Origin of the sequence: Streptomyces sp. NBC_00353, from assembly GCF_036108815.1 — a bacterium.
Lineage (GTDB): Bacteria > Actinomycetota > Actinomycetes > Streptomycetales > Streptomycetaceae > Streptomyces.
The window spans coordinates 8,863,112-8,875,537 of record NZ_CP107985.1; the positions used below are offsets into that span (position 1 = coordinate 8,863,112).

Below are 12,426 nucleotides of genomic sequence, written 5' to 3' on the forward strand. Positions count from 1 at the left end.
TCCCTGTGCTGGTACGTGAACACGTCATGCTATGCGTGTGCCACCGTGCCGGCCGGGAGGACTCAGGCGTCGGGCACGGTGCCGTGGATCCGGCGGAGGAAGGCCGCGTTGTCGGGGGTCTGCCGGATCCTGTCCAGCAGCACTTCCAGCATCGCCTGCGGGTCCCTCGTGTGCAGGGCGCGCCGCAGTCCTCGTACGGCGGTCAGTTCGGCGGCGGGGAGCAGCAGTTCCTCGCGGCGGGTGCCGGACTGCGGAATGTTCACGGCCGGGTGGATCCGTTTGTCCGCCAGGGCGCGGTCCAGCCGGAGTTCCATGTTCCCGGTGCTCTTGAGCTCTTCGAAGAAGTAGTCGTCGGCGCGGGACCCGGTGTCCGCCAGCGCGGTGGCGAGGATCGTCAGCGAGCCGCCCTCCTCGGTGCGGCGTGCGGCGCCGAAGAGTCGCTTGGGGCCGAGCAGGGCGGCGGCGTCCACGCCACCGCTGAGGGTGCGGCCTCCGGCGGTCGCCGCGTTGTTGTGGGCCCGGCACAGCCGGGTGAGCGAGTCGAGCAGGATCACCACGTCCTGGCCCTGCTCGACGAGCCGCTTGGCGCGTTCCACCGCGAGTTCGGCGAGTGCGATGTGCTCCTTCGCGGGCCGGTCGAACGTCGAGGCGAGGACGTCGCCGCGTACGGAACGGCGCATGTCCGTGACCTCCTCGGGGCGCTCGTCGAGCAGCACCACCATGAGATGGCACTCGGGATGGTTGGCTGCGACGGCGGCGGCGATCTGCTGCAGCAGCACTGTCTTGCCGGTCCTGGGCGGGGCGACGATCAGCCCGCGCTGTCCCTTGCCGATGGGGGCGACGAGATCGACGATCCGGGTTGCCGGGCCGCCGCCGGGCGTCTCCAGGCGCAGTCGTTGCCCGGGGTGGAGTGGGGTGAGATCCGCGAAGTGCGGCCGGCCGCTCAGCGCCTGCGGGGGACGGCCGTTGATCCGCTCGACCGCTGACAGGGCGCGCGGCCGGTCGCAGAGACCTTCGATGAGATCGCCCCTGCGCAGGCCGTACCGGCGGACGAGGGCCGCAGGCACCTGGACGTCGGCGGGGGAGGGGTGGCCGCCGTCGGTGCGCAACGCGCCGTGCCCCTGGTGCGTCAGGTCGAGGACTCCGGCCACGTCCGTGGGGAGTTGTTGCTGGTCAAGAGGGTGCTTGAGGGTGGTGGTCATGCGGGGTGGTCCTTTCGCGGACATGGCGAATGAAGGGGCCCGGCGGATGCGAAAGGGCGGTGGGATCACGCCCCGGACGACGGGCAGGAAAGTCCGTACCGGACTGGAGGAAGGTGGTGCGGGAAGCTGCGTCGCCGGTCAGGAAAAGACGGACGGAGCAGCGACAGGAGGGAGAACCGGCACCGGCGCCCGAATGGGGCGTTACACACGTGCCATTTGCACTGTACCACCTGGCGGACGCAGTAGGTGCCGGGAATACGGGAAGGGCGGTGGCTGCCGCGCAGCCACCGCCCTCTCCTGCTTGCCCCGCCCGATCCGCTCAGCCGTCCCGGAAGGCGGCGAGGATCTCTTCGGCTGCGAGCGTTGCCGTCAACTCGCCGGCACGTACACGCTGTTCCAGCGAAGGAGTGAGCGCACGCACCTGCGGATGGCTGCGCAGGCTGTCCAGCAGCTCGTCGCGCACCATCGTCCAGGTCCAGTCGACCTGCTGGTCACGCCGCTTCGCGGCCAGCCGCCCCGTCGAATCGAGCAGCGCGCGGTGCTGCTCCAGCCGCTCCCACAGCGTGTCGAGGCCGGTCGACTCGCGGGCGCTGCACGTCAGCACCGGAGGAGTCCAGGCCGCGTCGGCCGGGTGCATCAGCCGCAGGGCGCCCGCCAGTTCGCGGGCCGCCGCGCGCGCGTCACGCTCGTGCGGACCGTCGGCCTTGTTCACCGTGATCGCGTCCGCCAGCTCCAGGACACCCTTCTTGATGCCCTGCAGCTGATCGCCGGTACGGGCCAGCGTGAGCAGCAGAAATGTGTCGACCATCTGAGCCACGGCCGTCTCCGACTGGCCCACCCCGACCGTCTCCACCAGGACCACGTCGTAACCCGCCGCCTCCATCACCACGATGGACTCCCGGGTCGCCTTGGCCACCCCGCCCAGCGTCCCGGCGGTGGGGGAGGGGCGGACGAACGCCGCAGGATCGACCGCCAGCCGTTCCATCCTGGTCTTGTCGCCCAGGATGGAACCGCCGGTCCGGCTGGATGACGGATCGACGGCCAGCACCGCGACCCGGTGCCCGAGCCCGGTGAGCATCGTGCCCAGTGCATCGATGAACGTGGACTTCCCGACCCCCGGCACCCCGCTGATGCCGATGCGGCGTGCGTTGCCGGAGCGCGGCAGCAGCTCGCGCAGCAACTGCTGGGCCAGTGCCCGGTGATCGGGGCGGGTGGACTCGACGAGAGTGATGGCGCGCGCGATGTGCGCCCGCTTCCCGTCGAGCACCCCCTTCACATAGCTGTCGATATCGATCGTCGGAGCCATCGGGTCAGCGGCTCACAGCTCGTGGCCGAGCGCGGCACCGAGCCGCGTCACCAGATCGAAGGCGGCATCGGGGATCACCGTGCCCGGCGGGAACACGGCGGCCGCGCCCGCCTCGTGCAGTGCCTCGATGTCCTGCGGCGGGATCACCCCGCCGACCACGATCATGATGTCGTCGCGGCCCTCGGCGGCCAGCTCCTCACGGAGTGCCGGTACGAGGGTGAGGTGCCCGGCGGCCAGCGAGGAGACGCCCACGATGTGCACATCCGCCTCGACCGCCTGCCGCGCCACCTCGGCCGGCGTCTGGAACAGCGGGCCGACATCGACGTCGAAGCCCAGGTCGGCGAAGGCCGTCGAGATCACCTTCTGGCCGCGGTCGTGGCCGTCCTGGCCCATCTTGGCGACCAGGATGCGCGGACGGCGCCCCTCCGCCTCCTCGAACCGGCCGACCAGCGTCCGGGTACGGTCCACGGAAGGTGACTCCCCTGCCTCGTTGCGGTACACACCCGAGATCGTACGGATCTGGCCCGCATGCCTCCCGTACACCTTCTCCAGGGCGTCCGAGATCTCGCCGACCGTCGCCATCGCCCGTGCCGCGTCGACCGCCAGCGCCAGCAGATTGCCTTCGAGACCCGGGCCGGGACCATGCTCGGCCGCCGCCGTCAGCGCCCGCAGCGCGGACTGACAGGCTGCCTCGTCGCGCTCCGCGCGCAGCCGCCGCAGCTTCTCGATCTGCTGGGTGCGCACCGACGAGTTGTCGACCTTGAGCACATCGATCTGCTCGTCCGTCTCCACCCGGTACTTGTTGACCCCGATCACCGGCTGCCGCCCGGAGTCGATCCGCGCCTGCGTACGGGCCGCGGCCTCCTCCACCCGGAGCTTCGGGATGCCCGCGTCGATGGCCTGGGCCATCCCGCCCGCGGCCTCGACCTCCTCGATGTGCTGCCAGGCCCGCCGCGCCAGGTCGTACGTCAGCTTCTCCACGTACGCGCTGCCGCCCCACGGGTCGATGACCCGGCCGGTCCCCGATTCCTGCTGGAGCAGCAGCTGGGTGTTCCGGGCGATGCGCGCCGAGAAGTCCGTCGGCAGTGCGAGGGCCTCGTCGAGCGCATTGGTGTGCAGCGACTGGGTGTGTCCCTGGGTGGCTGCCATCGCCTCCACACAGGTCCGGGTGACGTTGTTGAACACGTCCTGCGCGGTCAGCGACCATCCCGAGGTCTGCGAATGGGTGCGCAGCGAAAGGGACTTGGCGTTCTTCGGCTCGAACTCCTTGACCAGCTTCGCCCACAGCAGACGGGCCGCCCGCATCTTCGCGATCTCCATGAAGAAGTTCATGCCGATCGCCCAGAAGAATGACAGCCGCGGTGCGAACGCGTCCACATCGAGACCCGCGTCCCGACCGGCCCGCAGGTACTCCACTCCGTCGGCGAGGGTGTACGCCAGCTCCAGATCGGCCGTCGCCCCCGCCTCCTGGATGTGATAGCCGGAGATGGAGATCGAGTTGTAGCGCGGCATCTTCTGCGAGGTGTACGCGAAGATGTCGGAGATGATCCGCATCGAGGGCTTCGGCGGATAGATGTAGGTGTTGCGGACCATGAACTCCTTGAGGATGTCGTTCTGGATGGTCCCGGCCAGCTTCTCGGGCGGTACGCCCTGCTCCTCGGCGGCCACGATGTACAGCGCGAGTACGGGAAGCACCGCGCCGTTCATCGTCATCGACACCGTCATCCTGTCCAGCGGGATGCCGTCGAACAGTTGGCGCATGTCGTAGATCGAGTCGATCGCCACACCCGCCATGCCGACATCGCCGGTCACCCGCGGGTGGTCGCTGTCGTAGCCGCGGTGGGTCGGCAGGTCGAAGGCGACGGAGAGACCCTTCTGTCCGGCCGCGAGGTTGCGGCGGTAGAAGGCGTTGGACTCCTCGGCCGTGGAGAACCCCGCGTACTGCCGGATCGTCCAGGGCTGGTTGACGTACATCGTCGGATAGGGGCCGCGCAGATACGGGGCCATGCCCGGATATGTACCGAGGAAGTCGAGCCCCTCCAGGTCACGCCCGGTGTACAGCGGCTTGACCGCGATGCCCTCCGGGGTCTCCCACAGCAGTTCGCCGTCGGAGCCACCGGTGGACTCCTTCAGCGCTGTGTGCCACTGGTCCTCTGACCCCTCGGCGCCGGTGCCCGGCCCGAGTTCGATGTCGGAGAAGTCGGGGATCCGCATTACGCCACACCCATACGGTCGAGAACGGAGGAGAGCACGGACACCACATCGCAGCCCGCGAAGACGTACGCGTCGACATCGGGATACTCGGCGGGCCGGCCGGCGAGGAACACCCGCTGCGCACCGGCCGCTTGCAGAGCCGAGGCCACGGCCCCGGCCTGCTCGGCGTAGAGCGCGTCGGTGGAACACAGGCACGCCACCGTGGCTCCGCTGGCCGCAAAGGCTTCGGCTGCCGTCGACGTGTCCACCGACACCGGGTCGTGCACGGGCTCGATCCCGCCCGCCTGGAACAGATTCGAGGCGAACGTGGCCCGCGCGGTGTGCGCCGACGCCGGGCCGAGCGCCGCAAGGAACACCCGGGGCCGCCGGCCCGTCGCCGACAGATGGGCGTCCGACCGGGCACGCAACGCCTCGAACGCCTCGTCACGACGCACCGTGGGCAGCCCGCCCGACGCGCCGTCGGCGCCGGGGGCCGCCTCGCGCTCCACCGGGCGCTCCGCGAGGTGCGGGAACTCGCTGACGCCGGTGACCGGCTCCTTGCGCCGTGCCAGATCCTTGCTGCGCGCCGCCCAGGTCGCCGCCAGCCGCTCACCGATCAGGCCGGAGCCGAGCGCCGCAGCCTGACCGCCCGCCCGCTCGATCTCCTGGAAGAACGCCCAGGCGGCGTCGGCGAGTTCGGTGGTCAGCCGCTCCACGTACCAGGAGCCGCCCGCCGGGTCGATAACCCGGGCCAGATGCGACTCCTCCATGAGAATTGTCGATGTGTTACGGGCGATCCGCCGGGCGAACGCGTCCGGCAGCCCCAGCGCGTGATCGAACGGCAGCACGGTGACGGAGTCGGCCCCGCCGACCCCCGCGCCCAGACACGCCAGTGTCGTCCGCAGCATGTTCACCCACGGATCGCGCCGCGTCATCATCACCGACGACGTGACCGCATGCTGGCGCTGGGCACCGGCGCCCGCGGCCCCGCACACCTCGGCGACCCGCGCCCACAGCCGGCGCGCCGCCCGCAGCTTGGCAATGGTCAGGAACTGGTCGGCGGTGGCCGCGTACCGGAACTCCAGCTGGGCGCAGGCCGCCTCGACGGAGAGCCCCGCCCCGGTCAGCGCCCGCAGATAGGCCACGCCCGTCGCCAGCGAACTGCCCAGCTCCTGCGCCGCCGAGCCACCGGCCTCGTGGTACGGCAGCGCGTCCACGGTCAACGCCCGCAGCCCGGGGTACTCCTTCGCGCACCGCTCGGCCCAGTGCACGGCGGCCGCAGGCTCCGGTGCACCGCCGCTGCGCGCCGCCCGGCCCAGCGGGTCGGCGCCGAGAGAGCCGCGGGCCGACCCCGGGGCCACGCCCCGCTCCTCGTACAGCCGGAGCAACTCCGTGGCGGCGGGGTCGAGTTCACTGCCCGCGTCAAGCACTACCGGGGCCAGATCGAGATAGACACCGTCCAGCGCCCGCGCCAGACCGGATACCGGTACGCCCGTCGCACCGCCGACGGTCAGCCACAACGAGGTGACACCGTTCTCCAGATCCGCGAGCACGGCTTCGTTGAGCCGGGCCGGGTCCGTCAGGCTGTGCCGCTGCCGTACGTCCCAGCCGTTCGCCGCGTTCCCCTCGGCCTTGCTGCCGCGGGTGAACGGGGCGAAGCCCGGAAAACCGGCATCGGGCGCGTCATCGCGCGAGGTGTACAGAGGGCGGGTGATGAGCCCGTCCTCCACTGTGGTGGACAGCGCTTCCTCGGCTGCCGAACCCGTAACATCCTTGCCCGACTTGCGCAGCACGCCTTCGACAAGGCTCTGCCACTGCTCATGGGCTGGGTCAGGGAATTCGGCGGCCAACGAAAGCCCGTCAGCAGGCAGGACCGTCATGCCCAGATGCTAGGCGAAGGCTCAGATGAGCAGCAGGGGAACCGCCTGTGACCTTGCCCTCTCCGCGCGCACTTGATCCTTTACGGACGGTGGCGTAGTCGGGGCGCCGCCGACGGTCAGGCCGGAGGTGTCGCGCCGGCCCGGGCGCGCGCCGACCGCCCCGACCGCTGCTGCTCGGTGACCCCTCGCGGCACCCGATCGGCCCACCCGCGCCCATGCAGGGCTCACTCTGCACACCCATCCCGCCGACTCGGGCGGCGTCTGCCGTCCCAGGTGAATTGCCACAGTGCATCACCAAATATCCGAAGTTATGCTGCAGGCAATCCATCCGTCAGGAGAGGACACGCCCGTGACAGTGGGACCTGTGGAGTACCTCGTCGTCGCCTTTCCCGGGAGTCGTTTCACCGGGGCCATCGCGCCGGCGCTGGCCGAAGCGGTCGCCTCGAAGGCGGTGCGGATCCTCGACCTCACGTTTGTGTACCGGGCCGAGGACGGCACGCTCGAATCAGTGGAGCTGGACGACCTCGACCCCGATGACCTGGTGTCGTTCGAGCCGGTCGAGGGAGTGGTCAGCGGCCTGTTGAACAGCGAGGACATCCGGACTCTCGGGGAGAGCGTGCCACCGGGCAGCTCCGCCGCGCTGATCGTGTGGGAGGACCTGTGGGCGGTGCCGCTCACGGCGGCCGTCCGGGCCTCGGGCGGTCAAGTGGTGGCGCATGAGCGGATCCCCGCCGAGATCGCGGAGGCGGCCGTGGCCGCCAGCGGTCCCACCGGCTGACCCTGCCCGGCCCGCAGTACCCCCGTCGCACCGCACGCACCGCACTGGAAGGGGCGCACATCATGCCGATTTTCCGAGGACCGGGCATGAACCGCAGAGGACCGGGACTGCTGGGCACCGTGGCGCGCACCGCCGTCGTCGCCGGCACGGCATCAGCGGTCAGCGGACGGGTCCAGCAGCGCCAGCAGCAGAGGTGGGGAGCTCAGGAAGCGGCCGCTCAGGACGAGGCCGCCGCGCAGCAGCAGGCCGTACAACAGCAGACACCCCCTGCCCAGGCGGCGCCCCCCGCGCCCCCGGCGGACGACATCATCGACCGGCTGGAACGACTGGCCGAGCTGAAGAAGCAAGGAATCCTGACCGACGCCGAGTTCGAGGCGCAGAAGGCGAAGATTCTGGCCGGCTGATCCGGCCGGGGCGAATCCATTCATCAGCCGTGTCCGCAGTAAGTCGTGCCCGGAATGAGTCGCGTCCGGAATAAGGGGAATCCATCGTGCAAACCGCCAGGGCCGTTGCGGCTGCCACCGTTATCAATCTGCGCGACCTGGGCGGCATTTCGCTGGGTCGCGACCGCTGCTTCCGGCCCGGCGCGGTGCTGCGCTCCGGTCAGCTCAGCGGATTCGACGCGGCCCGCGACGTGGCGGTGACCGCCCTCGGTATCCGGACGGTCGTCGACCTGCGCACCGCCGACGAGCGCATGGCGGCCCCCGATCGGTTGCCGCCCGGAGCCCGGCTGTTCGTCGCCGATGTCCTCGGCGACAACCCTGGCGTGGCACCCGCCCGGCTGCGCGCGCTGCTCGGCGATCCGGTGGCTGCGAAGGAGATGCTCGGGGGCGGAAAGGCCGAGGAGCTGTTTGCGCAGACCTACCGGAAGCTGGTGCTGTCGCCGGGCGCCGCGGCCGCGTACCGCGCCTTCGTCGAGACAGCCGCGGACGACCGGGCCCGGCCGGTGCTCTTCCACTGCACTGCGGGCAAGGACCGCACCGGGTGGGCCACCGCGCTGCTCCTGCTCATGGTCGGGGCGTCACGCGATGTCGTACGGGCGGAGTTCCTCGCCGTGAATCCGGTGGTGCGGGCCGCCTTCCAGCCGTATGTGCAGGGCTTCCTCGATGCAGGTGGCGATCCCGAGATCGCGGCCGCGATCATCGAGGTCCGCCCCCGCTATCTCTCGATCGCGCTCGACGCGATGGACGAGCGGTGGGGCGGACTGGACGGCTACGTGCGGGACGGTCTGCGGATTCCGGAGCCCGTGGTGGAGCGGCTGCGCAGCGGGCTCGTGGTCTCGGCCCGACCGGCACCGGCTGTCGTCGGCACCCGGTCGACCAGAGCAGTCCGCAGAGGATCCCTGGGTTGACTTCATACCCCCGACGGGTATGTTGCCTTCCGGGTGGGAGTGGCAGGTCCGTGCCGCCGCCTTCACGGTCGAGGTGGTGCCGTCGGCCGAGCCGCAGGTGGAGACGCCGGCGGACATGTGCTCTGAGGGGCCAGGTTCCAGGGGGTCCGGCGCCGGGCCCTCCCTCGGTATCGTGGGAGTACTGGATCAAGGGTTCTCCGAGAGGGGTGCACGTTGACCGAGCGCAAACCCGCCGGCGTCAGCTTCGAATCGTGGGTCGACAAGCAGATCCGTGAAGCCGAGCAGCGCGGCGACTTCTCCCAGCTGCCGGGTTTCGGCAAGCCGCTGCCCGGTATCGACCGCCCGTACGACGAAACCTGGTGGATCAAGGCGAAGATGCAGCGCGAGGGGGTGTCGATGCTCCCGCCGTCCCTGGCTCTGCGCAAGGAGGCGGAGGACACCCGCGCGGCGGTGTCCGAAGCCCGCTCGGAGGCCGAGGTGCGCCGGATGCTCACCGCGGTCAACGAGAAGATCGAGGCGGCGATCCGTCGGCCGCCGCCGGGACCGTTGCTGAACATGCGACCGTTCGACATCGACGCCGTGGTCGAGGAGTGGCGTGCGGAGCGTGGCTCGGCGTAGGTCACGGCATCGGGTGGCCGGGCGTGTGTCCGGCCACCCGATGCGTAATACTCCCTTTATGACACCGAGTATTACGCGACCGGCAGGCGGGGCAGGTTGCCGGGACGTGCTGATCCGACGGGCGACCGCGCGCGACGCCAAGCGTCTCACCCGGTTGGTCAGGAACTCCCGCGCCTACGAGGGCCCGTACGCGCCCATGGTCGCCGGATACCGGGTGGGTCCCGACTACATCGAGACCCATCGGGTCTTCGTGGCCGCCCACAGTGGCACCGACCGTCTGCTCGGCTTCTACTCGCTGCTCCTCGAACCGGCCGAACTGGATCTGATGTTCGTCGCCGACGATGCACAGGGTCTCGGGATCGGACGGCTGCTGATCGCGCATCTGCGCGGCGAGGCGCAGCTGGCCGGGCTCACCGGCGTTCGCATCGTCTCGCATCCGCCCGCCGAGGGCTTCTACCGCAGCGTGGGCGCCCTGCGGACCGGCACGGCGGCGGCCAACCCGCCCGCAGTCATGTGGGACCGGCCCGAACTGACGCTTCCGGTCGCCTGACGGACCGCGGAAGAGTCCGGCCGGGACCCGGTGGCCCGGACCCCGGCCGTACGCCTGGTGCGCCGGAACCCTTACGAGGCGAAGCCGCCGTACGGGCGCGTGATGATCTCCATGGCGTGTCCGGCGGGATCGAGGAAGTAGATGCCCCGGCCGCCGTCATTGTGGTTGATCTCGCCCGGATGCTTCCGATGCGGATCGGCCCAGTAGGTGATCCCGAGCTCCTTGATGCGGGCGTACGAGGTATCGAACTCCGCCTCCGAGACCAGGAAGGCGTAATGCTGCCCGACGATCGATTCGGCGGGAATGGTCGCGAAATCCAGCGTGACCCCATTGGCGGTGGCGACCGCTACGAATGGGCCCCATTCCGCACCGATTTCCAGACCCAGGATGTGCGCCAGGAATTCGGCGGATTCCCGATTGTTCCGGGCGTGAATGATGGTGTGATTCAACTCGACTGACACTGTGGAATGCCTCCAACGGGCATCTCCCGGGCACCTCCACGCCTCACCCGGCCGGTGACCGGCGCGCGATGCCGTATTCAAGATCGTAGGTGCGACCGGCGCCGTTCGTCGAGGGCATGGCCGACGGCGCATTCGGGCTGCCGCCCCGACGTGAGATCTCTACGGTGGGGTAGGAGGCGACGCAACGGGCTCCACACCTACTGCGGACGGAGGCTCACGGTGACCCCGACAGCCGGCGACGACCGCGACGCGGAAAGCGGTCGGGAGCCCGACATCGGCCGCCACGAGACGACCGAGGAACGGGCGGACCGGCTGTGGACGGATCTGCTCCAGGAGCTGCGCGTCGCCCAGACCGGCGTCCAGATCCTGTTCGGTTTTCTGCTTGCCGTCGTCTTCCAGCCGCGGTTCGCCGCCCTGTCGGACACGGACCGCACCATTTATGTGGTCACCGTGATGCTGGGGTCGGCCACGGCCGCCGCGCTGATCGGGCCCGTCTCCTTCCACCGGCTGCTCACCGGGCACCGGCTGAAGCCGCAAACCGTTGCGTGGGCGTCGCGAATGACCGTGGTCGGCCTCGTCCTGCTGTTCTGCACGATGTGCTCCGCGCTGCTGCTCATCCTGCGGGTGGCCCTGCACAACGCGCTCGCACTGTGGCTGGTCGGCGCCATGGCGCTGTGGTTCCTCGTCTGCTGGTTCGTGTTCCCGGCCTGGGTGCTGGCACGCTCCACATCGGAGGACGAGACCTCGGACGCGCACTCGGCGCGCGGCGGGCGGCCGGGCAGCTGACTGCGACCGTTCGGCTCAGATGTCCTCGGCGGCCGGACTTCGGATGTCCGAGATGGTGAACAGCCCGCCGTCCGGGTCCAGCAGGGTCGCCTCCGCGCCCTCCCTCTGTGTCCGCTGCTCGACGACCGAGCCTCCGTGCAGCCGCGCCGCCGAGACGGCTGCCGCCACATCGGCCACCGGGAAGTGGACCTGCCAGTGCGGGCGGACCAGCGGATCCGGTGCGGCCTCGACCGCGCCGGAGCTGATCCGGGCCAGCCGTTTGCCGCCGCAGTCGACCACGACCCCGTCCTTCTCGTACGACACCTCGCAGGCGCCGGGACGTCCGGTCGCCCAGTCGAGGACCTGGCCGTAGAAGATTGCGGCGTCGAAAGCGTCTCTGGTGCGCAGTTCGAGCCACGCGTTCGAGTGGTCGTCCGGCGCCGGCGGTGATGTCGCCGCCTCGGTGCGCTCCCAGATGCCGAACACAGCGCCGTCGCGGTCCGCCGCCAGGGCACCGCGCCCCTTGCCGAGCGCCAGTGGCCCCACCGCCACCGTGCCGCTGCGCTCGCGGATGCGCGAAGCAGCCACATCGGCGTTCTGCACGGCGAAATACGGAGTCCATGCCACGGCGACCCGGAAGGCCGTCGCCATCGCCGCGATACCGGCCACCGGTACGTCGTCGCGGCGTGCGACGGAGAATTCCTGCCCCAGCCTTCCGGGCCGGAACGTCCACCCCAGGGTGGCGGCGTAGAACTCCTGCGCCGACTTCAGGTCCCGGGTCATGAGGTTGACCCAGCAGGGCGCCGACGGTCCGGTCAGCGGTGCCGAGGGGGGCGCTGTCCTGGGTCTGCTTCCCGTCATGGTGCTGCTGCCTTCATCGGTTCTGCGGCACACGCATGCCGTGGCGGTCGGGCCTCTACCAGCCTCACTTCGGTCGGTCGGTCGCGCAACACGCGCCGAAGCGGACATGCACCTGCTCAGTCACGCGTCTCGTCCTTGTCGCGCGGGATGGGCTCGTTCCCGTGGTCACCGAGTTCGTAGGGGGAGAGGCCCCGCCCGTCGGCAGGGAAGCTGTCGTCGCCGTGGACGTTGCGCTCCTCGACGTGTGCGCGGTGGTCCGGCCGCGGCGGCTGCTCGTCGGGCCGGGGCGGCGGCAGTTCCTGGGCCCGGCGACGCCGTCCCAGCCAGACGGCGCCGATCAGCATGCCCACGAGGGCCACACCGACGATCGCCATCACCACGCCGAGCGCACCCCGTCCGTCCGCGAGTGTGACGGCCAGGGAATTGAGGGCTCCATTCGATACGTCCATGCATGCCGGATA

The 12,426-nt window shown here is 70.3% G+C and carries 13 protein-coding genes; 6 read left to right on the forward strand and 7 right to left on the reverse strand.

Annotation, left to right across the window (positions count from 1 at the left end; all coding sequences use genetic code 11):
* Nucleotides 1-62 precede the first annotated feature (62 nt).
* From rho to mutA, 4 genes are all read right to left on the reverse strand, one after another.
* Nucleotides 63-1,226 carry a transcription termination factor Rho gene (gene rho, locus OHA88_RS39885; protein ID WP_443044335.1) on the reverse strand — a complete coding sequence of 388 codons (1,164 nt, stop codon included), beginning with the start codon at nucleotides 1,224-1,226 and terminating at the stop codon, nucleotides 63-65.
* Nucleotides 1,227-1,521: 295 nt separating this feature from the next.
* A complete protein-coding gene (gene meaB, locus OHA88_RS39890; RefSeq protein WP_328629124.1) occupies nucleotides 1,522-2,508 on the reverse strand; it encodes a methylmalonyl Co-A mutase-associated GTPase MeaB in 987 nt (328 codons plus the stop codon).
* Between the two features lie 12 nt (nucleotides 2,509-2,520).
* Nucleotides 2,521-4,722: a methylmalonyl-CoA mutase gene (gene scpA / locus OHA88_RS39895; RefSeq protein ID WP_328629125.1), complete on the reverse strand. Its 2,202-nt coding sequence runs from the start codon at nucleotides 4,720-4,722 to the stop codon at nucleotides 2,521-2,523.
* Nucleotides 4,722-6,581, reverse strand: coding sequence for a methylmalonyl-CoA mutase small subunit (mutA, locus tag OHA88_RS39900; protein ID WP_328629126.1), 1,860 nt, complete (start codon nucleotides 6,579-6,581; stop codon nucleotides 4,722-4,724). Before mutA ends, scpA begins: the two co-directional genes overlap by 1 nt.
* 349 nt (nucleotides 6,582-6,930) lie before the next feature.
* Between mutA and OHA88_RS39905 the strand changes: the two genes are divergently transcribed.
* The 5 genes from OHA88_RS39905 to OHA88_RS39925 all read left to right on the forward strand — a co-directional run bounded on the left by OHA88_RS39905 (nucleotide 6,931) and on the right by OHA88_RS39925 (nucleotide 9,878).
* Nucleotides 6,931-7,359, forward strand: coding sequence for a DUF6325 family protein (locus OHA88_RS39905; protein ID WP_328629127.1), 429 nt, complete (start codon nucleotides 6,931-6,933; stop codon nucleotides 7,357-7,359).
* Between the two features lie 86 nt (nucleotides 7,360-7,445).
* Nucleotides 7,446-7,763, forward strand: a complete 318-nt coding sequence (locus OHA88_RS39910; protein ID WP_267008223.1) for an SHOCT domain-containing protein — start codon at nucleotides 7,446-7,448, stop codon at nucleotides 7,761-7,763.
* 86 nt (nucleotides 7,764-7,849) lie between these two features.
* Nucleotides 7,850-8,710, forward strand: coding sequence for a tyrosine-protein phosphatase (locus OHA88_RS39915; protein ID WP_328629128.1), 861 nt, complete (start codon nucleotides 7,850-7,852; stop codon nucleotides 8,708-8,710).
* A 213-nt stretch (nucleotides 8,711-8,923) separates the two neighbouring features.
* The gene (locus OHA88_RS39920) at nucleotides 8,924-9,328 is read left to right on the forward strand and encodes a J-domain-containing protein (protein ID WP_328629129.1); all 405 of its coding nucleotides are present in this window, start codon (nucleotides 8,924-8,926) and stop codon (nucleotides 9,326-9,328) included.
* A gap of 58 nt (nucleotides 9,329-9,386) precedes the next feature.
* Complete coding sequence (locus OHA88_RS39925; protein WP_328629130.1) at nucleotides 9,387-9,878, forward strand: GNAT family N-acetyltransferase; 492 nt, start codon at nucleotides 9,387-9,389, stop codon at nucleotides 9,876-9,878.
* Between the two features lie 71 nt (nucleotides 9,879-9,949).
* On the opposite strand, the gene OHA88_RS39930 is transcribed toward OHA88_RS39925, so the two are convergent.
* Nucleotides 9,950-10,339 (reverse strand): VOC family protein, encoded by a 390-nt coding sequence (locus OHA88_RS39930; protein ID WP_030980095.1) that lies wholly within the window; start codon nucleotides 10,337-10,339, stop codon nucleotides 9,950-9,952.
* Between the two features lie 219 nt (nucleotides 10,340-10,558).
* On the opposite strand from OHA88_RS39930, the gene OHA88_RS39935 reads away from it, so the two are divergent.
* On the forward strand, nucleotides 10,559-11,125 hold the full coding sequence (locus tag OHA88_RS39935) for a DUF6328 family protein (RefSeq protein ID WP_328629131.1): 567 nt from the start codon (nucleotides 10,559-10,561) through the stop codon (nucleotides 11,123-11,125).
* 15 nt (nucleotides 11,126-11,140) lie between these two features.
* Here OHA88_RS39935 and OHA88_RS39940 read toward each other — a convergent pair whose 3' ends face one another.
* Together OHA88_RS39940 and OHA88_RS39945 are read right to left on the reverse strand one after the other, a co-directional pair.
* Nucleotides 11,141-11,965, reverse strand: coding sequence for a VOC family protein (locus OHA88_RS39940; protein ID WP_328629132.1), 825 nt, complete (start codon nucleotides 11,963-11,965; stop codon nucleotides 11,141-11,143).
* A 116-nt stretch (nucleotides 11,966-12,081) separates the two neighbouring features.
* The gene (locus OHA88_RS39945) at nucleotides 12,082-12,414 is read right to left on the reverse strand and encodes a DUF6479 family protein (protein ID WP_328629133.1); all 333 of its coding nucleotides are present in this window, start codon (nucleotides 12,412-12,414) and stop codon (nucleotides 12,082-12,084) included.
* Between the last annotated feature and the right edge of the window lie 12 nt (nucleotides 12,415-12,426).